The sequence below is a fragment of the Arthrobacter sp. NtRootA1 genome (assembly GCF_019976975.1).
Classification (GTDB): Bacteria; Actinomycetota; Actinomycetes; order Actinomycetales; family Micrococcaceae; genus Arthrobacter; species Arthrobacter aromaticivorans.
The window spans coordinates 3,459,943-3,482,636 of the sequence record NZ_AP024630.1 but is presented as its reverse complement, the minus strand read 5'-3'; the positions used below and the strand labels follow the sequence as shown (position 1 = coordinate 3,482,636).

General features: G+C 61.6%; 18 protein-coding genes. 14 read left to right on the top strand and 4 right to left on the bottom strand.

What is annotated here, in order from left to right:
• Positions 1–38 precede the first annotated feature (38 nt).
• Complete coding sequence (gene rsmD / locus LDN90_RS15815; RefSeq protein WP_216923866.1) at positions 39–605, top strand: 16S rRNA (guanine(966)-N(2))-methyltransferase RsmD; 567 nt, start codon at positions 39–41, stop codon at positions 603–605.
• Here rsmD and LDN90_RS15810 read toward each other — a convergent pair.
• Positions 602–1,396: a fused MFS/spermidine synthase gene (locus LDN90_RS15810; RefSeq protein WP_223949305.1), complete on the bottom strand. Its 795-nt coding sequence runs from the start codon at positions 1,394–1,396 to the stop codon at positions 602–604. The two genes, rsmD and LDN90_RS15810, sit on opposite strands and share 4 nt — an antisense overlap.
• Complete coding sequence (locus tag LDN90_RS15805; RefSeq protein ID WP_223946314.1) at positions 1,393–2,643, bottom strand: aminotransferase class I/II-fold pyridoxal phosphate-dependent enzyme; 1,251 nt, start codon at positions 2,641–2,643, stop codon at positions 1,393–1,395. The genes LDN90_RS15810 and LDN90_RS15805 overlap by 4 nt, the downstream gene beginning before the upstream one ends.
• A 35-nt stretch (positions 2,644–2,678) precedes the next feature.
• On the opposite strand from LDN90_RS15805, the gene coaD reads away from it, so the two are divergent.
• The 9 genes from coaD (at position 2,679) to LDN90_RS15760 (ending at position 9,375) form a co-directional block, all read left to right on the top strand.
• Positions 2,679–3,161 (top strand): pantetheine-phosphate adenylyltransferase, encoded by a 483-nt coding sequence (coaD, locus tag LDN90_RS15800; protein ID WP_216923864.1) that lies wholly within the window; start codon positions 2,679–2,681, stop codon positions 3,159–3,161.
• A gap of 183 nt (positions 3,162–3,344) precedes the next feature.
• On the top strand, positions 3,345–3,872 hold the full coding sequence (locus LDN90_RS15795; protein ID WP_216923863.1) for a DUF177 domain-containing protein: 528 nt from the start codon (positions 3,345–3,347) through the stop codon (positions 3,870–3,872).
• Between the two features lie 33 nt (positions 3,873–3,905).
• Positions 3,906–4,109: a 50S ribosomal protein L32 gene (rpmF, locus tag LDN90_RS15790; RefSeq protein ID WP_011775139.1), complete on the top strand. Its 204-nt coding sequence runs from the start codon at positions 3,906–3,908 to the stop codon at positions 4,107–4,109.
• 23 nt (positions 4,110–4,132) lie between these two features.
• A complete protein-coding gene (gene rnc / locus LDN90_RS15785) occupies positions 4,133–4,843 on the top strand; it encodes a ribonuclease III (protein ID WP_216923862.1) in 711 nt (236 codons plus the stop codon).
• 19 nt (positions 4,844–4,862) lie between these two features.
• Positions 4,863–5,819 (top strand): bifunctional DNA-formamidopyrimidine glycosylase/DNA-(apurinic or apyrimidinic site) lyase, encoded by a 957-nt coding sequence (gene mutM / locus LDN90_RS15780; RefSeq protein WP_223946313.1) that lies wholly within the window; start codon positions 4,863–4,865, stop codon positions 5,817–5,819.
• A 46-nt stretch (positions 5,820–5,865) separates the two neighbouring features.
• Positions 5,866–6,300: a hypothetical protein gene (locus LDN90_RS15775; protein ID WP_216923860.1), complete on the top strand. Its 435-nt coding sequence runs from the start codon at positions 5,866–5,868 to the stop codon at positions 6,298–6,300.
• Entirely contained in the window at positions 6,297–7,004 is a 708-nt protein-coding gene (locus LDN90_RS15770) for a hypothetical protein (RefSeq protein ID WP_216923859.1), read from the top strand. The genes LDN90_RS15775 and LDN90_RS15770 overlap by 4 nt, the downstream gene beginning before the upstream one ends.
• 8 nt (positions 7,005–7,012) lie before the next feature.
• A complete protein-coding gene (locus tag LDN90_RS15765) occupies positions 7,013–8,341 on the top strand; it encodes an MFS transporter (protein ID WP_223946312.1) in 1,329 nt (442 codons plus the stop codon).
• Entirely contained in the window at positions 8,338–9,375 is a 1,038-nt protein-coding gene (locus LDN90_RS15760) for a hypothetical protein (RefSeq protein ID WP_216923858.1), read from the top strand. Before LDN90_RS15765 ends, LDN90_RS15760 begins: the two co-directional genes overlap by 4 nt.
• A 143-nt stretch (positions 9,376–9,518) precedes the next feature.
• On the opposite strand, the gene LDN90_RS15755 is transcribed toward LDN90_RS15760, so the two are convergent.
• Entirely contained in the window at positions 9,519–14,261 is a 4,743-nt protein-coding gene (locus LDN90_RS15755) for a DUF4082 domain-containing protein (RefSeq protein WP_223946311.1), read from the bottom strand.
• Between the two features lie 367 nt (positions 14,262–14,628).
• Here LDN90_RS15755 and smc point away from each other — a divergent pair, with 367 nt between their 5' ends.
• A complete protein-coding gene (smc, locus tag LDN90_RS15750) occupies positions 14,629–18,213 on the top strand; it encodes a chromosome segregation protein SMC (RefSeq protein WP_223946310.1) in 3,585 nt (1,194 codons plus the stop codon).
• 20 nt (positions 18,214–18,233) lie between these two features.
• Positions 18,234–19,442: a signal recognition particle-docking protein FtsY gene (gene ftsY, locus LDN90_RS15745; protein WP_216923855.1), complete on the top strand. Its 1,209-nt coding sequence runs from the start codon at positions 18,234–18,236 to the stop codon at positions 19,440–19,442.
• Positions 19,443–19,499: 57 nt separating this feature from the next.
• Here ftsY and LDN90_RS15740 read toward each other — a convergent pair whose 3' ends face one another.
• Positions 19,500–20,729 (bottom strand): MFS transporter, encoded by a 1,230-nt coding sequence (locus tag LDN90_RS15740; RefSeq protein WP_223946309.1) that lies wholly within the window; start codon positions 20,727–20,729, stop codon positions 19,500–19,502.
• A 227-nt stretch (positions 20,730–20,956) separates the two neighbouring features.
• Between LDN90_RS15740 and LDN90_RS15735 the strand changes: the two genes are divergently transcribed.
• Both LDN90_RS15735 and LDN90_RS15730 read left to right on the top strand, forming a co-directional pair.
• Complete coding sequence (locus LDN90_RS15735; protein ID WP_216923853.1) at positions 20,957–22,288, top strand: ammonium transporter; 1,332 nt, start codon at positions 20,957–20,959, stop codon at positions 22,286–22,288.
• A complete protein-coding gene (locus LDN90_RS15730) occupies positions 22,285–22,623 on the top strand; it encodes a P-II family nitrogen regulator (protein ID WP_017199639.1) in 339 nt (112 codons plus the stop codon). Before LDN90_RS15735 ends, LDN90_RS15730 begins: the two co-directional genes overlap by 4 nt.
• Positions 22,624–22,694: the final 71 nt, after the last annotated feature.

Below are 22,694 nucleotides of genomic sequence, written 5' to 3'. Positions count from 1 at the left end.
ATCGGTAAAGGGTCGGGCACCGGCAATGGAGAGGCGCTGTGAGCCGGATTATTGCCGGAGTTGCTGGTGGCAATCCGCTCACGAGCGTGCCCGGGACCGCAACGCGGCCTACTACGGACCGTGTTAAGGAAGCACTGTTTTCCCGGCTCGAGTCTTTGGCTGTCATCGACGATGCCCGGGTGCTGGATCTCTATGCCGGTTCCGGAGCCCTGGGTGTGGAGAGCGCGAGCCGGGGCGCCCGCAGCGTGGATCTGGTGGAATTCGATGCCAAGGCCAGCGATGCCTGCCAGCGCAACGCGGACTTGGTCAACCAAATCCTGGGTGGCAAGAAAGTCTCAGTGCATCGATCCAAGGTGGAGTCTTTTCTGGAGCGCGCCACAGCACGCGATGTGTGGGACCTGGTGTTCCTGGATCCGCCATACCCGCTGGACGAACCAGCGTTGAGTGCCGTGCTGGCCAAATTGTCGCCTCACTTGGATGAAGGGGCGGTTGTGGTGGTGGAGAGGTCGTCCAGGAGTGCCGAACCGGCCTGGCCTGAAGCGTTGGAATGTTTCGCTGACAAGAAGTACGGCGAGACCAAACTATGGTTCGCTGAACCCTCCTAGTCTGAAATTCTGTCCAGGTCCACGCCATGGAGGACTGTTGCCGGGTGTGGGCCCCGCGAGAGCAGCGCGCTGGTCCACGCTTCCGGCCATGGCGTTCGGGTGCCTACCAGGATGATGTTGCCGGGGTAGCGCCCCGCGAACATTCCCGTCTCGGCAAATGCGACTACGTCCGCCATGGCTTGCCGGAGGGCTGCTACCTGGCTTCGCACCAGCGTTAGTGCCGGTTCGTCGCCGACGTTGACGATCAGTACGCCGTCTGGCCCCAAGCGGGCAGCGGCCTCTTCGTAAAACTCCCTGCACGCGATGTGGGCGGGTGCTTCCGGCCCGGAGAAGATATCAAGGATGACGACGTCGAACCTCACGTTCGCGGGAAGTTCGGCCAGCGCCTCGCGTGCGTCGCCTATGTGCGTATGCAGCCGCGTGCCCTCGGGCATGGGTAGCTTTTGCAGGACAAAGTCCAGTAATTCGCGTTCGAGTTCCACGGCATATTGGTCCGAACCTGGACGCGTGGCCTGGATGTAACGGGCCAATGTCAGGGCACCGGCGCCGAGATGAAGCACGGAGAGTGGCTCACCAGGCTCTGCGGCCAGATCCACAACATGGCCGATCCTGCGAAGATATTCGTAGAAGATCTCCGAGGGGTTGGCCACGTTCACGTGGGATTGTTCAGCGCCACCGATGCTGAGGATGTAACTGCCTTCAATGAGCGTATCGGCATCAATAGTGGCGTGCTGTCCTGTGGTTCGCAGGAAACGCGTGGCGTGATGGCGGCCGGAGTCGTTGCGGTTCAGAGCAGGTCCTTAAGCGTGGCCAGTCGTTCGGCCGCTTCTTCCAGGACACTGGTTTTTTTGCAGAAGGCGAAACGCAACAAGCTTCGGGTCCGCTGCGCTCCTTCAGGATGGCAAAAAACAGGAACCGGGATCGCAGCGACACCTACCAGGCCAGGCAAGCGGCGTGCCAGGTCCACGGAGTCTTTGATGCCCAGGGGTTCTGTGTCGACGTTGATGAAGTACGTACCGCGTGGCGTGAAGACGTTGAATCCTGCAGCGCGAAGGCCTTCGGAAAGGATGTCGCGTTTGCGTCGGAGCGTTTCGGCTATGCCGGCGTAGAAGGTGTCGGGAAGGGCGAGTCCCACGGCGATGGCGCTTTGGAACGGCGTGCCCGAGCTGTATGTAAGGAACTGTTTGACGGTGCGGACCGCGGCAACCAGGTCCTGGGGGCCGCTGAGCCAGCCGATCTTCCACCCGGTGAAGGAGAAGGTCTTTCCTGCAGACGAGATTGTGAGGGTCCGTTCCGCAGCCCCAGGCAAGGAAGCTACTGGAATATGCGTTACGCCGAAGGTCAGGTGCTCGTAGACTTCGTCGCTGACAATGATGGCGTCGTACTTCCTGGCTAGCTCAACCACCTTTTCCAGGACCTCTTGGGGGAAAACGGCGCCTGTGGGATTGTGTGGGTTGTTCAGGAGCACCACTTTGGTGCGGTTGCTGAATGCCTCTTCAAGTCTGGAGAGGTCCGGAAGGAAATCCGGAGCGGTCAGGGGAGCAGTGACATGTTGTGCTCCGGCCAATCCGATGATGGCTCCATAGGAGTCATAGAACGGTTCGAAGGTCAGGACTTCGTCGCCGGGCTGGATGAAAGCCAAAAGTGACGCCGCTATGGCTTCCGTAGCGCCCGTAGTGATGACGACTTCTGTCTGCGGGTCTGGAGTGAGTCCATAGAACCGGAGTTGGTGTTCCGCGACAGCTTCGCGCAATTCCGTGATGCCCTTGCCAGGAGCGTATTGGTTGGCTCCTGCGGCGATGGCTGCCTGCGCTGCGGCTTTTATCTCCACGGGTCCGTCTTCGTCGGGGAAGCCCTGTCCGAGGTTGATTGCGCCGGAGGATATTGCCAAGGTGGTCATCTCCTCGAAGATGGTCACTCCGAGGTTTCCGTCAGGGGAGAGCAGGTTGGCGCCAGTAGCGGCCCGTTGCCATGGCGAGGAACCGTGGGCCGTTGTGTTGAGCGGTAAAGTGCTGCCTGCTGGTGACATGTCAGCCATGGTATCCCGGCGAAGCTATGGGGTAGGTTCGTCTCATGAGACGTGCGGTATGCCCTGGATCCTTTGACCCTATCCACAACGGACATCTCGAAGTCATCGCGCGGGCGGCTGGCCTGTTTGACGAAGTCATCGTGGCCGTGTCCACCAACTACGCCAAGAAGTACCGCTTTAGCCTCGAAGACCGGATGGAGATGGCCCGCGAGACTCTGGCGTCCTTGCGTGGCATCATCGTTGAGCCGATGGGGGAGGGGCTGTTGGCCGAGTACTGCCGGCATCGGGGTATTTCGGCAATTGTTAAAGGCCTTCGCTCGTCTTCGGACTTTGACTACGAATTGCCGATGGCCACCATGAACCGTCAGCTTACCGGCGTCGAAACCGTCTTCCTGCCGGCAGAAGCGCATTACGTCCACCTTTCTTCCACCTTGATCAAAGAGGTCAATGTCTTGGGCGGCGACATTTCCGATTTCGTACCGAAATCCGTGTTGAAGCGGCTCCTCGCTGGCGAGTCTGGAACGTAACCCTCCCGCAAGGGGGTAGTCTTTATAGGTACCTCGCAGCTTCTTGCGGTGGATCCCAGCTGAAACCGTGACGCTCTTCGCGCGCCCGGCACCGGTTTGAGTCCTCAGGCTTGATCAGGCTAAGATGGTACGTCGGTCATATGTTCTACAGGAGTTCTCATTAAGCGAGATGCAAGTTCGCCCTTGGCGCTGGTAGTCAAGGACCTTGGACGCAGTCCAGGGACCATGCGGACACTCAACGAACATGTACCTGCGCCAAGTGACCTTGGTGTGGCGCTCATTGGCGTGAAGGAAGGCTCGGATGTCGAGTTGGATCTTCGCCTTGAGGCCGTACACGAAGGAATTCTGGTATCAGGATCCGTAATCGTCGAAGTAACCGGCGAATGCGGTCGATGCCTGGATCCCCTTGCGTATGACCTTGAAGTCAATGTGCAAGAACTTTTCTTCTATGAAGGCGTCGAGCTTTCGGACGAAGAAGACGATGAAGAGCAACGTCGAGTCGAGCACGATCTGATCGATCTTGAGCCGGTGTTGCGGGACGCAGTTGTCACTATGCTGCCGTTCCAGCCGGTGTGCCGGGAAGACTGCCAGGGCCTTTGCTCCGAATGTGGAGTACGCCTGGAAGACGAGCCGGGGCACCACCACGAGGTCATTGACCCTCGCTGGGCTGCCCTAGCTGATCTGGCTAAGACTGACCGGCAAACTGATTAGTAAGTGTTGGACTAAGAGAGAAATGAGATAGCCGTGGCTGTTCCCAAGCGGAAAATGTCTCGCGCAAACACACGCGCCCGCCGTGCCCAGTGGAAGGCAACTGCCCCCAACTTGGTCAAGACCATCGAAAACGGTCAGGTTACTTACAGCCTGCCGCACCAGGCAAAGGTCGTCACTGACTCTGCCGGCACCGCGCTGTTCCTTGAATACAAGGGCCGCAAGGTAGCAGACGCCTAATCTGCCCAATAGGCTGACAAAGGATGTCTTCAACTGAAGAGCTTCTGAAGCGTCTCGGTGTCTCCATTGACACCGAGACGCTTCGTCTTGCTCTGACACATCGCTCATATGCGTATGAGAACGGTGGGATTCCCACCAATGAGCGTCTCGAGTTCCTCGGCGACTCCATTCTGGGGTTCTCTGTGACCGATTCGCTTTACCGCGAGAACCCAGCGCTGCCTGAAGGTGAGCTCGCAAAGCGGCGATCCGCCGTCGTGAGCACGCGCGCCCTCGCAGGAATTGGTCGCGAGCTTGGTGTGGGCGAGTTCATCTACCTCGGACAGGGCGAGAAGCTCACCGACGGCAAGAACAAGGCCTCGATCCTCGCGGATACCATGGAAGCGCTCATTGGCGCCACCTACCTCTCCAACGACATCGAAACGGCACGCCAGCTGGTGATGCGCCTTGTGGGCCCGCTCCTGAAGGACGCCGGCGCCCTTGGAGCCGGCACCGATTGGAAAACGAGCATCCAGGAACTGACCGCCAGCCGCCAACTCGGAGCAATCCACTATGCCGTGGAAGGCTCGGGCCCGGATCATGCTCGTACATTCGAGGCTGTCCTGAACATTGGTGGGACTCCTTATGGTCGCGGCGCTGGCCATTCGAAGAAGGAAGCCGAGCAGGAAGCTGCCGCTGACGCTTGGCGCGCCCTGACTGCGCTGGACCAAGCTCCGGCCGGACCCGCTTCCGCCTGAAGCCGAGTCCACAGACCCAATGCCTGAACTTCCCGAAGTAGAAGTGGTTCGCCGTGGCCTGGCCCGCTGGGTCCGTGGCCGTACGATCACCGCGGTTGACGTCCTTGACGCCCGCTCCATCCGCAGGCATGGCCTCGGCACCGAGGACTTCATCGGGAATCTTGAGCACGCCACGGTAATGGACGTCGTCCGGCGCGGTAAGTTTCTTTGGATGCCGCTCGCCATGGACACCCTGGGTTCCGTTGACAGCACGCTGCCCAAGGTAGCGCTCATGGCTCATCTGGGGATGAGCGGACAATTGCTCATGCAGGACCCCCATGTCCCTGACGAGAAGCATCTCAAAGTCAGAATCTGCCTCAGCCCGGAGGACGGCATGCCGGAGCAACTGCGATTCGTGGACCAGCGCATTTTCGGTGGCCTGTTCGTGACGTCCCTGGTGCCAACTTCCGACGGCGGCCCTGGAGGTTTGGGAGAGACGCCCCTGCCCGAAATCGCCGAGGAAGCCTCCCACATTGCCAGGGACCCGCTGGACCCTTGCTTTTCCTTTGACACCTTCTATCGCAAAGTAAAGAGCCGAAAAACAGGCCTGAAGCGGGCATTGCTGGACCAGTCGGTGATTTCCGGGATCGGCAACATCTATGCTGACGAGGCCCTGTGGCGCGCCCGCCTCCATTACGCAAGACCTACCGACACGTTGCGGCGCCGTGATGCCGCCCGGCTTGTGCAGGCCGCACAAGAGGTCATGTATGCGGCGTTGGCTGCCGGAGGCACGAGCTTTGACTCCTTATATGTCAACGTCAACGGCGATTCGGGATACTTCGCCCGCTCTCTCAACGCCTACGGACGCGCAGGCGAGTTGTGCAGCCGTTGCGAGGCAGCAGGCTTGCACAGCATCATCAAACGTGAGCAATTCATGAACCGCTCGTCCTACACGTGTCCGGTTTGCCAGCCACGGCCGCGAAATGGGCGTTGGTAGGGCCAAAACTGTTCCGGAATCCGGATCGCAATGGCAGACTGTCCCCATGAAAAGCTTGGCGGTTCGGATCGCCATCGCACTGGTTTTCAACGCCATCACGTTGTGGGTGGCGTCAGTTCTTCCTGGGGTCCGTTTGGGAGCCGGGTTTCTTTGGGCCGTCGTGGTGTTCACGGCGGCCACGCTTTTGGTCAAGCCCTTGATCCTGGCCATGTTCCACCGCCGCCACGCGCAGCGGGCAGACGGGCGTAAGCGGGTCCTCAGCAAGGCAGTGACGATGGCTGCGGGACTCCTGGCCACCCTGGCAATTCTTGTGGTAACAAGCATCTTTTCGAACGGTTTCACCATCAACGGCATCTTGGGCTGGATCGCCGCGACCGTGGTGATTTGGCTGGCATCGTTCATTTACGATTTCGTCGACGACGGGCTTGAGGCGAAGGCCAACGAGCTCCTCGGCGGCGCGGCAAGTACGGGCAAGCCATGATGGCGCGGCGCTTGGTGATCGCGGGCATCTGCCTCGCCGTCCTCATCGCCGCGGTAGCCCTCGTGCTGGACCAGATGGCTTCGAAACCCGGACCGGCAACGGCCCAGAGCTCCGTATCGTCGGGTCCTGGCGGGGATCCGTCGAACGGCAACGCTTCCGGCAGCGCCAGTGCGCCTCCCTCCGGCAGTCCGACGTCGGGCGGTCCGACGTCAGGCAGTTCGGCAAGCAGTCCAGCGGACGGTTCAGGCGACGGTGGAACAACAGCCAAGCCGCTGGAGGTCCTGCCTCCTGTGACAGCCACACCCACCGGGCTCCCGGTGCCGTCTGCACCGGCCCCACTCATCACTGGTCCATTGCCGAAATCCGCCACAGCGAAGGGCTCACTGGTAGAGGGCTGGCCCAGCAGCGTTGTGACCATGCCGGCCGGGACTACCGTGGGCTCCACCAGTATTTCCACTTCGGGCAACGTCCTGCAGCTGACGGCGGACGGAGTCGTGGGCACGTCTCAGGAGGAGGTTCTGGGAGCCTTCCGCCAGTCGTTGGTCGGGCAAGGCTTCTGGTCCGAGGATGCGCCCGCACCGGACGGAGCTGTGGCCGCGAGGTTCGTGCGCGGTACGGACACGGTGACGGTGTCAGTTTCGGTGACTGGAACCGGCGTTTCACGCTTCCAGCTTTTGGGCAGCCTGCACACGACGGCGGACTAGGGGCACCTATGTACATCTCACTTTCGGATCGCAGCGGTGGCAAACGGGAAAAACCCCGGGGAGCCACAACGGCACTATCCAGCGAGGTGCCGTTTCGTTTGTCTCCGGTCATCCTGTGGCTAGGCCTTGTCAGCATGGTGACGGATGTGTCCTCAGAGTCTGTGACGGCAATCCTCCCGCTGTATGTGACAGGATTCCTGGGCCTTTCGACCATCGCCTTCGGATTCATCGACGGCATCAACCAGGGCGCGAGCGCACTTGTCAGGATCGCCGCGGGCTGGGCTGCGGACCGCAGCGGACACCCAAAACGCATCGCATTGGCTGGTTACGGGTTGTCCATGCTCGCCAGGATAGGTTTCCTTTTCGCAGGAGGGTTCTGGGCGGTAGCCGCGATTGTGACCGGGGACAGGATCGGCAAAGGCATTCGCACGGCGCCACGCGACGCGCTGATCACTGTTTCAGCGCAACCGGAACACCTGGCCCGTTCCTTTGGCGTACACAGGATGCTGGACAACATCGGGGCGGCTGCGGGGCCGATGATTGCCTTCCTAGTGCTGCTCATGATCCCCAATGGCTTCAGCACCGTTTTTGTGGTGTCCCTGGCCTTTGCGGTTATCGGCGTTGCAGTTCTGGGGCTGGTGGTGCCGGACCTGCGGGCGGATAGGCTCAAGGGGATCGAAGGCCTCAAGGGGATCGAAGGCGCAGGGCAAACAGCCGTCCTCCCGAAGCAGCGACGCCGGCTCTTCGCGTTCTCGTGGAGCCACCTGCGGGAGCCAGGCCTGGGAAGGTTACTGATCTCTGCGGGTCTCCTTGGCTTGCTGACCATTGGTGACGGTTTCATCTACCTCGTGTTGCAGGACCGGGACTCCTTCGCCGTGCAGTGGTTTCCGTTGCTTTTCGTCGGCACCAACATCGTGTTCCTTGCGTTTGCGATTCCGCTGGGGCGGCTGGCTGACAGGGTGGGCAGGGTGCCGGTCTTCGTGGGCGGCCACATCGCGCTGCTTGCCTGCTACTTGCTGGCGGCGGCCCCGTTCGGTGGCTTATGGAGCACCCTGGGTTGCCTGATCCTTCTTGGCGGGTTCTACGCAGCCACTGACGGTGTGCTGGCGGCACTGGCCAGCCAGTTGACTCCACCAGGGAAGCTTGCCACAGGTATCGCCTCTGCACAGACTGTGGTTGCGTTGAGCCGGATGACGGCCGCGGCCGGCTTTGGCGTTCTCTGGTACGCAGTAGGAGCCTCCACAGCCATGGTTGCAGCCGGAGCGTTGTTGGCATGCGCCGTGGTTGCGGTCGTCTTCATTCTGCCTGGAGCCAAGCCAAAGCCGGTCAACGCATGATGAGCACCCTCACGGGAGGGAAACTGCGTTGGGGCATTCTCCTGGCAGTCACATTGCTGGTGCTTGCGGCAGCGGGCATTTATGCGGTTGGCGCCTATCAGCGTTTCGAGGAGAGCCGTACGGCTGCGCCCTCTGTGGGTGTTACTGCGGGCCAGCCACTGCCTGGTGTCCCCTTCGTCCTGTTCCGGAACACGGCAGGCGGACAGGGGTACGGTAATGCGGCCACGGTGCCGCTCTCGAACCCTGGCGGCACGCGTGCTGTCAGCGAACAGGCCTGTGACAGGGTCTACGGAACTGCCGTTACAGTGGTTTGCCTCAGGACGAACCGGGGGATTGTGACTGCCTTCGAAGCGGCCGTCCTTAATAGAGACTGGCAGCAGCAGCGGGCATGGCCCCTGCCGGGAATACCGAGCCGGACGCGAACCAGTCCAGACGGATCCATGATTGCAACAACTGTGTTCGTTACCGGCCACTCGTATGCCACAGCAGGGTTCTCCACCGCGACTGAAATCAACTTCACGGCGGCTGGTTCAGGTGGTTCGGGGAATCTGGAGGACTTCGCCCTGATAGTCAACGGCGAGCGCTTGCAGGCCACGGACAGAAACATCTGGGGGGTCACCTTTGCGCCTGGGCAAAGCGACGTCTTCTACGCGACTGCGGCTTCCGCCGGGCGGATCTGGCTTGTTCGTGGCAGTTTGTCGGCCAAGACCCTGACTGCGGTCCACGATAACGTCGAGTGCCCTTCCATCTCTCCTGACGGCACGCGAATCGCCTACAAGAAGAACGACGGCGGGACGTTGACTGCGCATTGGAATGTCGCTGTCCTTGACCTCGCTACCGGACAGGAAACCGTCCTGCCCGAGAAGCGAAGCGTGGATGACCAGATTGAATGGTTGGACAATCAAAACGTCCTTTACGGATTGGCCGACGAAAATACCCCAGGTGACAGCAATATCTGGAAGCTGGCAACGGATACCGCGTCACAGCCAAGCCTGTTTATCCCCCATGCGTGGTCGCCGAGCGTAGTCCGCTGAAGACATGGTGCGTTGAAGACTTGGTCCGGTGAATAAGCCTGGCCGGTGAGTACGCGTTGCGTTGAAGCTTGTTTGCTGACGTTAAATGCCGACGTCCGGCCCTGGAGTTCAGGGGGCCGGACGCCAGCAGTTCGGAGGCGGACCTAGCCGCCGGATTGGATGGAGTAGACCACGTCTACAAAGTAGTTCGTGGCATTCCAGGAATTGTTTGGCATTGTCCCAGAGGCACCGTACCGATACACGCCATTATCGGGACCGGAAGCCGTGAAGACGCCACTGGTCCACGTTTGGTTGAAGAAGCCGGTGGTGTAGGAGTACCTGCCATTGGGTGCCCGGTAGGAGACTACATACCTCTGACCTGTAGCCAGTGCCACTGGTGTGGACAGTGTGGCTGTTTGCCATCCGGTTGCTGTCTCGTTGACGAAGGTCACTTGTGCCAGGCGGGTGCCGGCCGCGTTCCACAGCGACCCAACATGGGTACCGGTGTTCCCGGTGCCTTTATAGAAACGAATGCCTGTCACGTTGCCTGCCTGGGAGACGCTGAATGCGGTCCCCAGTTCCACCGCTTTCGTTTCCGAAGCGGAGGCCACTTGCGGTAGGAGCGACCCAAAGATGGTGGACTGTTGCACGGTGGGGCTGGCTGTAGTGAACTGCCAGCTGGTTGGCGGCAGGGTTTGCCCCTGTTGCGAAACCACGTTCGTCACGCTGACGGATACTGACGCGCTGCTGGGCAGGGCCGTTGTCGGGGTAAACGTCACGGTCTTGCTGTCTGCTGACAACGCGGTGGTTCCCGCTACAGACGCGCCATTGGCAGTCAACGCCATCGATGCCCCGGATCGAATAGCAGCGGAGAGCGTTATCGAGGGTTTGACGTCGGCAGGGATGCCCGTAGCGCCCGGTGCCGGCACCTGGGCCGTGACCGTCAGTGGAGGTTCCGGCACCGTGAGCACCAGGTCCACCAGATAACTTGCCGTGGAGGGCACGTTCGGGAAATCGCTGCTGTAAGAGTACGCGCCTGCGTCTGACGCGGTTCGCAGGGGTCCGCTGGTGAGACCCTCGCCGAAGCCGTTGGCGGTGTAGGAGTACTTGCCGGTCGGAGACTTGTACGCAACAACGTATTCAGTGTCAGCGGCAATATTAACTGGTTGGCTGAAGGTTGCTGTCTGCCAACCCATACTGGACTCGTTGGTAAACGTGACCGATGCAAGGAGCTGCCCGGCGCTGGAGTACAGCGAACCCGTATGCGTTCCGGTGTTTCCAGCGGACTTGTAGAAGCGGATGCCCGTCACCTGGCCTGCAGTGTCGCTGGAGAAGCGGACGCCCAGCGTCAGCGGTGTACCATCATCAACCTCGGCAGTCGTCGGTGTGACGCTGTCCTGGTACAGGGTGCAGGGGCACGAGCCCGGAACACGAGGGGCTGGAACCGTCGTGAAGGTCCAAGTGCCACCAGTCAACTGCTGCCCGGAGGCAGACGATGTTGCAGCCAGAGTGGCCGTGAATGACGTACCCGCGGCGAGAGGCGAGGCGGGGGTGAACGTCACCTGGCGCGTTGTTTGGTCATAGCTCGTTGTTCCGGCTACGGCGGCGCCACTGGCTGCTTTCACTCCAAGCGTGACGCTTGACGGTGTGGCTGCTTCGGACAGTACGGCGCTGACCTTGGTGTCCAGCGGGACACTGGATGCGCCGGGCAAAGGCGACTGTGCGCTTGCCGTGAAGGCGGGCGGTGGAATCATGGCGACCACGTCAACCAGATAGCTGGCGGTTGAACTGGAAGCGGGGAAGCCTCCGCTGTACGTGTAAGCACCAGCATCCGAGTCTGTCCGCAAGGGCCCAACACTCATGCCCGAACCGAAGCCATTTGTGGTGGCCGAGTATGTGCCGGTCAGCGATGTGTAGGAGACGATGTATTGCGTGTTGGCAGCGATCTGGACAGGCTGGCCGAAGATCGCTGTTTGCCATCCGGAAGCACTCTCATTGGCGAAGGTTACTGTCGCCAATTGTTGTCCGGCCGCGGTGTACAGGGCCCCATTGTGGGTGCCCGTGTTGCCGGCCGACTTATAGAACCTGACGCCGGTGACCTCGCCGGCCCTGACGCTGTAGAAACGCACGCCAAGCGTTAGTGGAACTCCGTCCCGGATCTCGGCGATTCCAGGGGTAACGCTGTCATCGAAGAGACTGCACGGGCAATCCCCGGCGACCGGCAGGGTTGCCGCCGTCGTGAAGGACCAGGTTCCGCCGGCAGTTACCGATCCGCCGATCGAATCGGTGCCGGCGAGGGTCGCCGTGTACGTCGTGCTGAAAGCCAAGGCAGATGATGGCGTGAACGTCGCCCGACGCGTAGCGGAGTCGTACGCGGTGGTGCCCGCCACGGTCCCGGAGGCGGACTTCAACGTCAGCTGGACGCTGGATGCAGTGACTGGTTTGGAGAACACGGCACTGACCTTGGTATTGACGGAAACGCTGGAAGAGGACGGGTAAGGATTTTGTCCGGAAACCGTCATCGGCGTGGTGTCAACCGTGCTGAAAAGAGCGTCAACGAAGTAGTGGCCGCCGTTGTGGCTGGCGATCGGGAATCCCGATCCGCTGTAGACGCCCGCAGGCTGGGCACCGAAGCCGCCGGCAACTGTTAACGGTGCTTCCGTTGAACCGCTGTAGGCCCACTGGTATTCCTTGCTGGCATAGTGGCCGTTCGGATCCCAGTAAGAAACTGTGTACGTTTGGCCTGCTGCCACAGGGACGGCTTGGCTGAAGAGGACTTGCTGCCAGCCGGAGGTTGTTTCGTTGGTGAAAGTGGCCGTGGCCAGGCGCTCGCCGGAGCTGCTCCAGAGTGAACCGATGTGCGTTCCTGTATTGGCCTGGCTCTTGAAGAACCTCACACCCGTGACGAAACCATCTACGGTTGGTGAGAACCGCAGTCCGAGTTCATAGGCCCCGGCGTCGCCGGCGTCCTGGATGGCGGGGACAGTCTGGCCAAAGACGCTGTAGGGGCCGGTGATTGTGAGGTTCCGGGTGGACGTGGCACCAATGTTGGCGCTGTCATCGATGGCCCGTACCTGGACAGTGGCCGATGAGAGGCCTTTCTGGATGTAGTTGTAGGTCCAGTTTTGCTTCCCTTGTGCCGGGTGCCACGTCGCGCCACCGTCGGTTGACACCTCGACGCCGGCCACAACGCCGCCGCCGGTGTCTGAAGCAGTACCGGATACGGTGACGCTTGTTCCGTGGGCGATGGTGGCAGCGTTGGCTGGTGCGGCAATGGTGACGGTTGGCCCGGTCAGATCCGTGCTGGCCGTTGCGGCGGCTATGCCGGCTGCCCGTGTAGCGGGTTGAGCACCCATGTCTGCGAGCAGGTTGACTTGGGCCTGCCGCATCCGGGGATCGGCCGCTGCGCCGCCGCCATCATGTTCCTGGTCCAGGCCCCAGGTCCACTGGACGCTGCCGGCAGAGAACACCAAGGCACCACTGGGGGCACGGTACAGAGTCAGGTGGTGTGTTGTGCGGCCCGGTTTGACCGTGTTGCCGAAATCCTGCAGGTACTGATCAACGTCCCCAACTGTGGTGGACAGCTGGATCAGCCCTGCCGGCCTGAAACCATTGTCCAGGTCCTCGTTGGACTCATATCCGATGGTGTGGGGGGCCAAAGCAGCCGAGGAACCTGCAGGCAGCGAAGTCAGGGAAGTATTTCGCCACAGCCTCGTCTTCCCTTCCTCTGCGGATACGGTTACGGGGAGATCGGTGTAGTTGGACATATAGAGAGTCCCGGTAAGCCCGTTTTCCGGTAAGCCTGCGCCAGCACTTTGCGAAGCAAACCGTGGGTCCCGCCACGTACCAGTCCATTGGGTGCTTGGGTCGCTCTTGGTGTTGGCCCACGTCTCCTTGTAGCAGGTCAAAGTGCGGCCAGCGCCCCCGTCAACCGTCGAGGCCTCGAAACGCGTGCGCCAGTACATCTCATTGCCGGAGAGGAACTGCAGGTTTACCCCCGCGTCCCTGGCCGCGGTGACGGCGGCGCGTTGGGGGCCGGACCAGTATTCATCGTGGCCCACTGACAGGAAGACCTTGTGGTTAAGCAACTGGGCGCCGCTGCGGTCGGTATCCAGACCACTTATGTAGCTGACGTCGTACCCGTTCTGCTCCAGGAAGCGGACCATCGGATACTCATTGGCGAAGTAGAAGTCCCGCCCGCCGATCCCGCCACGGGTATCCATGGGACGGTTGTAACTGAGTTTGTAGGCCCGGCCGTTGGCCGCGCCCTGGTAGAAGTTGGAACCGCCATAACCGTTGTACGCCTGCCACGTGGTGTCTGAGGTCTGGAAGACGACGTCGGAATGGTTGCCATCGTTTCGCACAATGAACGTGATGTGGCTCTGGTCTCCGTTGTCAGGCCGTGTGAGAAGAGCTATGTAAATGCCCGAGACGGCTGTCGACGGAACCTGCCAGGTAGCTGAAACGGCCCAGTTGCCGCAGTCATAGAGTTCGGTGGTCAGATCGCTGATGCATTGGGGTTGGTTCTGTCGCAGTACCGAGGGTGTCACATCGGCAATCTTCCGGGCGCCGTTCCCGCCGTACCAGCCTGTGCGGTAGATGGCGATCGTGTAGTTGGCGGCGTTCGTATCGATCTTAAACTTGATCGGCTGCCCGGCGTTGACACTGATCTCCGTGGAAAATCCCTGTATCCCGGCATCCCCGGCGCCGGCTATGTCCCACTCTGAAGGTGGACTTCCGGCTTTGGAGTTTTCACACACCACGGGGTTCATACCGGGGTCGCAAGGTCCCGCTGCGACGGCCGCCGGGGCAGTAAGAGGCAGCAAAGCTGCAACCATGGCAATCACCAAAGGCAAGAGGAAGCCTTTGAGGACTTGCTGTGGTCGGGTAGCTGAAGGACCGGTCATCAGAACTCCTGGAGTGGTACGCCAATTGCGAATATGGGTCCGCGTTTAGCGCACGGTCCCTGCTTGCCGCTCCCCAGCCAGGGTCAAACCAAGATCTTCAGTTATGGAATATGGGTCCTGCACTTGGATGATCGTTTCCGAATATCTGGACCGTATCCAGCCTTTACCCGAGGGACCTTCAGGTCAAAGCCGGATCACCGGAGCGAATCCGCCAAGTAACCCTTGGCAGGAGTGTAGGGGCGCGGCATCCTTGCCGCAAGGCTTTCCCGTTACAGATCCATGGATTTCGGCCAAACGGCAGTAGATTTAGGGAGATACAGCCGCCCCCAAGGGCTGACAACAGGCCACCCAGGAGAACCGAACCGCCTTGCATTTGAAAAGTCTGACTGTCCGCGGATTCAAGTCGTTTGCGTCGGCCACGACGTTCGACTTCGAGCCCGGCGTCACCGCCGTCGTCGGTCCGAACGGCTCGGGTAAGTCCAACGTCGTGGATGCCTTGGCATGGGTGATGGGGGAGCAAGGTGCCAAGACGCTGCGCGGTGGAAAGATGGAAGATGTCATCTTTGCCGGCACGTCCGGCAGGCCTCCTTTGGGGCGGGCGCACGTTTCCCTGACCATCGACAACGCGGACAACGCGCTTCCCATTGAGTACAGCGAAGTCACCATTTCCCGGACATTGTTCCGGACAGGTGGCTCCGAATACGCCATCAACGGTGCGCCGTGCCGGCTCCTGGACATCCAGGAGCTTTTGTCCGATTCAGGACTGGGACGCGAGATGCACGTGATAGTGGGCCAAGGCCAACTGGACCGCGTGCTACACGCGACGCCCGAAGACCGCCGCGGTTTCATCGAGGAAGCAGCCGGGATCCTCAAGCACCGCCGCCGCAAGGAAAAAACCGTCCGCAAGCTCGAAGCCATGCAGGCCAACCTTGCCCGGCTTGGCGACCTCACCGCAGAGATCCGCCGCCAACTAACACCCCTGGGCAAGCAGGCAGAAATCGCCCGACGTGCACAAACAGTCCAGTTCGATGTCAGGGATGCCCGCGCACGCCTCCTCGCCGACGACATCGTTGCACTGACATCGAGCCTGGAACAGGACGTCGCAGACGAAGCCGCCCTCAAGGAACGCCGCCAGGTGGTCGAGTCTGAACTGGGCCACGGCCGGCGACGCCAGGCCGCATTGGAACAGCAAGCAGCGGAAGCAACCCCCCGGCTCAACGCAGCACGGGACAACTGGTACCAGCTGTCTGCAGGCCGTGAGCGGCTCCGCTCGCTGGGCTCCCTCGCAGCCGAGCGTCGCCGGCTGTTGGGCTCCTCAGAAGCTGTGCCGGACTCGGGCCGGGACCCCGAACAACTGGAACGCCAGGCGGCGAAGGCCCGCGGCGAACAGGCCGCCTTGGAACATGACATCCTCGCCAAGCAGGCCGCCCTCCTGGAAGCAACAGTGGCTAAGGATTCTGCGGAGGCGCTCGCAGCCGCCGAGGACAAACGGCTGACGGCCATGCTAAGGGCAGCGGCAGACCGTCGTGAAGGACTCGCCAGGCTCGCGGGCCAGGTCGCGGCGGCACGCTCCAGGGCAGAAGCGGCGGAGGCCGAGCGTGGCCGCCTCCGCGAATCACTGGCCGCGGGCAACGAGCGACGCCGCCACGCCCAGAGCGAATTCGCAGCACTCGAATCGCAGGTTGCAGGGGTTGAAGATGGCGAAGAGAGTCTTGACGCCGAGTACGAGAATGCCACCGAGGCCCTGGACGCCGTGCTGGCGGAGATCGAAGAGCTGAAATCCGCAGAAAGGGAAGCACTTCGCCAGCGGGATGCCCTGACCGCCCGCCGCGATGCACTTCTTTTGGGGCTGAATCGCAAGGACGGCTCGGAGCATCTGCTTTCCGGCGATGTCCAGGGCATTCTGGGGCCCCTTGCCGGGATGCTGGCTATTGAGCCCGGTTATGAGGCCGCGATAGCAGCGGCACTGGGCTCTGCATCGGACGCCCTCGTGGTCGGGGACTCCACTGTCGCCGTCGCCGCGATCCAACAGTTGAAAGAGGACGACGCCGGCAGGGCTGCGTTGCTCTTGGCCGACGTCGGCCGCGGGGCTGGTGAAGCGGCGTTCCCCTTGGAGCTGCCGGCTGGCAGCAGATGGGCAGTGGACGTCCTTAAGGTCACGGAACCAGCTGCCCAGGGTGCCCTGGCCCTGCTGGCTGGGATCGCCGTCGTCGATGATACGGCAGGTGCGGCAGCGCTGATTGGTGGACACCCGGAAATCAAGGTGGTCACCCGTGCAGGCGACGTCTTCACTGCACTGACGGTCCAGGGCGGTTCAGCCACGGCGCCCTCCCTGCTGGAGATCCAGGCAGCAGTGGACGACGCCGTGGCCGGGCTCCACGAAGTTACGGCACGCTTGGAGCGGGGACGGTTTGCCCTGGCTGGCGCTGAAGCTCGTCGCGCCGAAGCCCAGGACCGGGCTGATGCGGCATTGGAAAGGCTGCATGAATCCGATGCCCGCCTTGCTGCCGTGGCAGAGCGCCTGGGGCACTTGAACTCACTTCTTCGCAGTGCGGTGGGTGAAAGCGAACGCCTGGAGGCTTCACTGGCGCGTGCAGAAGCGAATATTGCAGAAGCCCGGTTGGACCTTGAAGTTGCGGCTGAGCGGCTCGCCGCCGCCCAGGAAGCTCCGGATGAGGAGCCATCCACGGACCAGCGGGATGAACTCGCGGCGCAGGCGCGGTTGGCCCGTTCCAACGAAATGGACGCTCGGCTGGCCCTTCGCACCGCCGAAGAACAAGTGGGGGCCATCGCTGGCCGGGCTGCCTCCCTGGAACGTGCAGCAGCCACAGAGCGGCGGGCCCGTGAAGAGGCCGCCCGCCGGGCGCAGAGGCGGCGCGCCCAAGCCCAACGTGCTGGTGCAGTGGTGTCGGCAGTTGAGCAGGTGCTTCGATTCATCGATATCTCAGTGGATCTCGCCGGCCATGAACGCGACCTTGCCGAGCAAGCGCGTGAGCAACTGGAGAAGGAACTGTCCGGCGTGCGTTCCGGAAACGATGACCTCGCAAAGGAACTCGCCGAACTTACCGACTCCGTGCACAAGGACGAGATGGCCAGGACCCAACAGCGTCTTCGAATCGAGGCGTTGGAGGCCCGTTCTATCGAGGAACTCGGGCTATCGGCCGAACAACTCGTTGCAGATTACGGCCCGGATCAACTTGTCCCTCAGCCAGCCGGCGCAACCACTGACAAGTGGGCGGAACTCCGTGCGCCTGTGGACGAAACGGGTGCACCGCTGGTGGAAGGAATTCCCTTTGACCGGGCGGAGCAGGAGAAACGGCTCAAAAAGGCTGAGCGGGAACTGGCGGCACTGGGAAAGGTCAACCCTCTGGCCCTGGAAGAGTTTGCCGCCCTTGAGGAGCGTCACCAGTTCCTCAGTTCGCAGCTGGAGGACCTCAAGTCCAGCCGGAAGGACTTGCTGGACATCATCAAGGAAGTGGATAACCGCGTCCAGCAGGTCTTCACCGAAGCCTTTGCCGATACTTCGGCCCAGTTTGACCGCGTCTTCGCGCGGCTCTTCCCAGGAGGCGAGGGCAGGCTGGTCCTGACGGATCCAAACGACATGTTGACCACTGGCATCGAGGTCGAAGCCCGGCCGGCAGGTAAGAAGATCAAGAGATTGTCCCTGCTCTCCGGCGGCGAACGTTCACTCACCGCTGTGGCACTGCTGGTGGCGATCTTCAAAGCCAGGCCGTCGCCGTTTTACGTCATGGACGAAGTGGAAGCGGCCTTGGACGACACCAACCTGGGCCGGCTCATCACGATCTTCGAAGAGCTCCGGGAGTCCAGCCAGTTGATCGTCATCACACACCAGAAGCGCACCATGGAAGTGGCCGATGCCCTTTACGGCGTCACGATGCGCGGCGACGGGGTGTCCACCGTCATCAGCCAACGGCTCGGTGCCGGGGCATAGCTTTATGAGAAGGTAGGGGAGTGAACGATTTCCTACCCATAATTCTTTCCATTGTCGCTGCGCTCGTCGTGGTCGGCGGGCTGGTGCCGGTACTGATGAAGGCCCGGAAGTCCGGCGCCAACTACCCTGGAACGCGGGATGCCAATGACCCCGCTCAGTCATCGGCCGCAGGCAGCGGAACCCTTGTGGAGGACCGACCGGATGCCGTAATCGCACCTCCTGCCCCAACTTTCGACGGAAGAGTCGAAGGTGCTGATGTTCCGGATGATGCCGCCGGGTTGGAGACCATCGCTGTAGAGACGCCGGCGCCTGTGGAAGGGCGCCTGACCCGCCTCCGTGCCCGTTTGGTGAAATCGAACAACATTCTGGGCAAGGGTCTGCTGGCTCTGCTGTCCGGGGACAAAATCGACGAGAACGTGTGGGACGAGGTTGAGGAGACGCTGCTCCTCGCCGATCTTGGCACCGAGCCCACCATGCAGTTGGTCGATGCACTCCGGGAACGCGTCAAGGTGCTGGGTACCCGCAGCCCCGAGCATGTCAAAGACATGCTCCGTGAAGAACTCATCAAGCTCGTGGATCCCACCATGGACCGTTCCCTCAACGTCGAGCGCAAAGCTGACCGACCCGCCGTCGTGCTTGTTGTTGGTGTCAACGGCGTGGGCAAAACCACAACCGTGGGCAAACTGGCGCGCGTGCTCGTGGCCGAGGACAAGGACGTGCTGCTCGGTGCTGCGGACACTTTCCGCGCAGCAGCTGCTGAGCAGTTGGCCACGTGGGGCCAACGTGTTGGCGTACCCACCGTCAAGTCCGACATCGACGGCGCCGACCCCGCCTCTGTTGCCTACGAAGCCGTCAAGGCCGGCATCGACCAGGAGGTCGACGTCGTGATGGTGGATACCGCTGGGCGCCTGCAGAACAAGACCGGCCTGATGGACGAACTCGGCAAGGTCAAGCGTGTCATCGAAAAACTGGCTGAAGTGGACGAGGTCCTACTGGTCCTTGACGCCACCACGGGCCAGAATGGCCTGAACCAAGCACGCGTCTTTGCCGAGGTGGTCAACATCACAGGTATTGTGCTCACCAAATTGGATGGCACAGCGAAGGGCGGCATTGTGGTGGCTATCCAGAAGTCGCTGGGTGTGCCCGTCAAGCTCATCGGTCTCGGCGAAGGTCCGGACGACCTCGCACCGTTCGAAGCCGAGGGCTTCGTGGACGCCCTTCTTAACTAGCGCAATCGCCCAACTGACTGGCAATAGTGGTTGTTTTCGAAGCGCTCTAACCAACCACTATTGCCAGTCACTTTTGCTTTTAAGCGGTTCCCGCGCCAACAGCCAGCCAGCGGCGGTGAGCAGCAGCACGCCGCCCGTGACGGCAAACGCAAGCCCGTAGCCGAAGCGATCGGCGAGGATGCCGGCTACAACGGGCCCGATGATGGCGCCCGTGTCTGCGGCCATCTGGAAAATCGCCAGTACTTTTCCGCCGGAGCGGCCCCGGCCAATGACATCAGCGACCGCGGCCTGTTGCGCGGGGCCCAACAGACCGGAACCGAAGCCTGCCACAGCGGAAGCGGCGAAGAATGCCGGAAGGTCCGTCGTCCACCCGATGACACCGGTGGCGAGGCCAGTGATGACAAGGCCCGAAATCAGCAGGGGCTTCCTTCCCCAGGCGTCGGCGAGGCGTCCCGAGAACGTCAAAGCTGTGGCATTGCCTACGGCAAAGACGGCCAAGGCCCACGCCGCCGTCTCCGGCCGCGAGTGAAGTGCCGCGACGGCAAAGAGCGGGATGGTTGCCATGCGGACGCCAAAAGTCACCCAGCCATTGCCGAAGCTGGAAAACACTGCAGCCCGGTAGGCGGAATCCGTCACCGCCTCCTTCAGCGTCATGGGTGGGGCAGGGCTGCCATCCTGGGCTGAGGTGCCCTCGCCGCTGAGCATCGTGCGGACTACAAGCGCCGCAACGAGCAAGGCCGCCGCGTAGGCAAGGAACGGTACCCGAAGGCCAAAGCCTGCCAGCAGGCCACCAACAACCGGGCCGAGGACACTGCCAATCAGAAAAGCCGACGCGTACGCGCCCGACACCCGGCCTCTTCGTTCAGGTGGCGCCAAACGGATGAGCAGTCCCATGGCGGCGACTGTAAACATTACGGACCCCGCTCCGCCGAGGCCCCGGAAAATCAGCAGCTGCCAATAATTCTGGGCGAAGGCGCAGGCGGCAGTGGAAACGGCAACGATCAGTAGGCCGGATACATACACGTTCCGCTCGCCGAAGCGACCGATGAGGGAGCCCCCTGCCGGCGCAAAGACCAGGCGCATAAAAGCGAAGATGCTGACAATGACGGCGGCAGCGGTGGCACCGACGTCGAAGGTAGTGGCAAATTGCGGGAGCACCGGCGCTACAAGACCGAAGCCCAGCGCAATCAGGAAGGCTGCGGCCAACATCACCTTGATGTCGCGGGGCAGTGGTTCCTTCTCCGGCCTGATCCTTGGCTCTTCAACGGATCGGGGCTGTTCAGTCATGCGGTGCGGGTCCTTCAAATTCTGGCTGTTTTCGGGGAAGTGTGACGCATGAAACATATCCGTAACAACGGGGATATGCACCATTTACGTTGGGGAGGTTGTTGTAACGAGCCCGCAATGTAAAACCTGCGCAGGCGAAACACGGTGGCACAAAAATCTTAAGCAGGACGCAAAACGGCGTCAGACCGCGGTTGAACCGCAGATCTAGCAAGAGAGGAACGTGCACCATGGAACTTACCGCAGGTCACGTATGGGTCATGGTGGCGGCGGCACTCGTGCTGTTCATGACTCCCGGTTTGGCATTCTTCTACGGCGGCATGACGCGCGCCAAGGCAGCACTGAACATGATGATGATGAGCTTCATCTCCATCGGCATCGTGGGTGTTGTCTGGGTGCTGTGGGGCTCGTCGATGAGCTCCGGCGAAGGCTTCATGGAGATCGTGGGCAATCCGTTTGCCACCTTCGGCCTTGAAGGCATCAGCACTCCCGATGGTTTGATCAAGGTCGGCTATGCGGCCACCTTCGCCATCATTACGGTTGCCCTTATCAGCGGTGCCATCGCAGACCGCGCCAAGTTTGGCGCCTGGAGCCTCTTCGTTCCAGTGTGGGTCACCCTCGTCTACGCGCCGCTGGCGTACATGGTGTGGGGTGGCGGCTTGTTCGGCGCTGAAGGAGCCATCGGCAAGGCCCTCGGCCCGGCCATTGACTTCGCAGGCGGCACCGTCGTACACATCAACGCAGGTGTTGCAGCACTCGTCCTCGTTCTGATCATTGGTAACCGCCGCGGCTTCGGCAAGGACCCGAACCACCGCCCGCACAACATTCCGTTCGTCATGCTTGGTGCAGCCATCCTCTGGTTCGGTTGGTTCGGCTTCAACGGCGGTGCAGCAGCCACTGCTGAACAGGCTGGCCTCATCTGGATCAACACGCTGGCGGCCCCCGCCGCCGCCATGATCGCCTGGCTCGTCACCGAACGCATCCGCGATGGGCACCCGACTTCATTGGGGGCAGCGTCCGGTGTAGTTGCGGGCCTGGTTGCCATCACTCCCGCTTGCGCCAATGTCAGCCCGGTGGGTGCCCTTGGACTCGGTGTTGTAGCCGGTGTCGCTTCAGCCCTGGCAGTCGGCTTGAAGTTCCGCTGGGGCTTCGATGACTCCCTGGATGTTGTCGGCGTCCACCTCGTGTCGGGCATCATCGGCACCGTGGCATTGGGCTTCATCGCCACCCCAAGTGAAGGCGTCACTGCCGGTGGTCTCTTCTACGGTGGCGGTATGACCCAGATGTGGGCCCAGCTCGCAGCTGCCGGAGTCGCAATTGCCTTCTCGGCAGTCATGACAGCCATAATCGCCATTGCCATTCACAAGACCATGGGCTTCAGGGTCTCCACGGAGCAGGAGAACGTGGGTGTTGACCTCAGCCTCCACGCCGAAACGGCCTACGAGTTCGGTGTCAATGGCCACGGTGGCAGCTTCCAGCCGCTGCACGAGGCCATGACCGGAAAGTCTGAGTCCGCAGCAGCCAAGACGCCCGCAGAAGGCAAGGAGAGTGTCCAGGCATGAAGCTCATCACAGCGATTGTCCGCCCGGAAAAGCTTGAAGCAGTCCGGGAAGGCCTGGAAGCGTACGGCGTCCAAGGCTTGACGGTCAGCGCAGCAAGCGGCTACGGCCGGCAACGTGGCTACACCGAGGTGTACCGCGGCGCCGAATACAACGTGGACCTGTTGCCAAAGATTCGCATTGAGGTTCTTGCCACGGACGAGCAAGCAGACGATATCCTGGATGTCCTGATCGCAAGCTCGAACACCGGCCGGGCCGGAGACGGCAAGGTCTGGACCGTGGATGTTTACGAAGCAGTTCGAGTAAGGACCGGGGAGCGCGGCGCTGCCGCTATCTAAGTCCTAATAAATAAAGCGGGCCGGATACCTCTCAGGTATCCGGCCCGCTTCATGTCTGGACGGTTTCCTAA

Bases quoted from the DNA above. Each gene is read 5' to 3' on its own strand.
- LDN90_RS15805 (WP_223946314.1), bottom strand. From the start codon at position 2,643: ATGGCTGACATGTCACCAGCAGGCAGCACTTTACCGCTCAACACAACG.
- coaD (WP_216923864.1), top strand. From the start codon at position 2,679: ATGAGACGTGCGGTATGCCCTGGATCCTTTGACCCTATCCACAACGGA.
- rnc (WP_216923862.1), top strand. From the start codon at position 4,133: ATGTCTTCAACTGAAGAGCTTCTGAAGCGTCTCGGTGTCTCCATTGAC.
- mutM (WP_223946313.1), top strand. From the start codon at position 4,863: ATGCCTGAACTTCCCGAAGTAGAAGTGGTTCGCCGTGGCCTGGCCCGC.
- LDN90_RS15775 (WP_216923860.1), top strand. From the start codon at position 5,866: ATGAAAAGCTTGGCGGTTCGGATCGCCATCGCACTGGTTTTCAACGCC.
- LDN90_RS15770 (WP_216923859.1), top strand. From the start codon at position 6,297: ATGATGGCGCGGCGCTTGGTGATCGCGGGCATCTGCCTCGCCGTCCTC.
- LDN90_RS15765 (WP_223946312.1), top strand. From the start codon at position 7,013: ATGTACATCTCACTTTCGGATCGCAGCGGTGGCAAACGGGAAAAACCC.
- LDN90_RS15760 (WP_216923858.1), top strand. From the start codon at position 8,338: ATGATGAGCACCCTCACGGGAGGGAAACTGCGTTGGGGCATTCTCCTG.
- LDN90_RS15755 (WP_223946311.1), bottom strand. From the start codon at position 14,261: ATGACCGGTCCTTCAGCTACCCGACCACAGCAAGTCCTCAAAGGCTTC.
- LDN90_RS15740 (WP_223946309.1), bottom strand. From the start codon at position 20,729: ATGACTGAACAGCCCCGATCCGTTGAAGAGCCAAGGATCAGGCCGGAG.
- LDN90_RS15735 (WP_216923853.1), top strand. From the start codon at position 20,957: ATGGAACTTACCGCAGGTCACGTATGGGTCATGGTGGCGGCGGCACTC.
- LDN90_RS15730 (WP_017199639.1), top strand. From the start codon at position 22,285: ATGAAGCTCATCACAGCGATTGTCCGCCCGGAAAAGCTTGAAGCAGTC.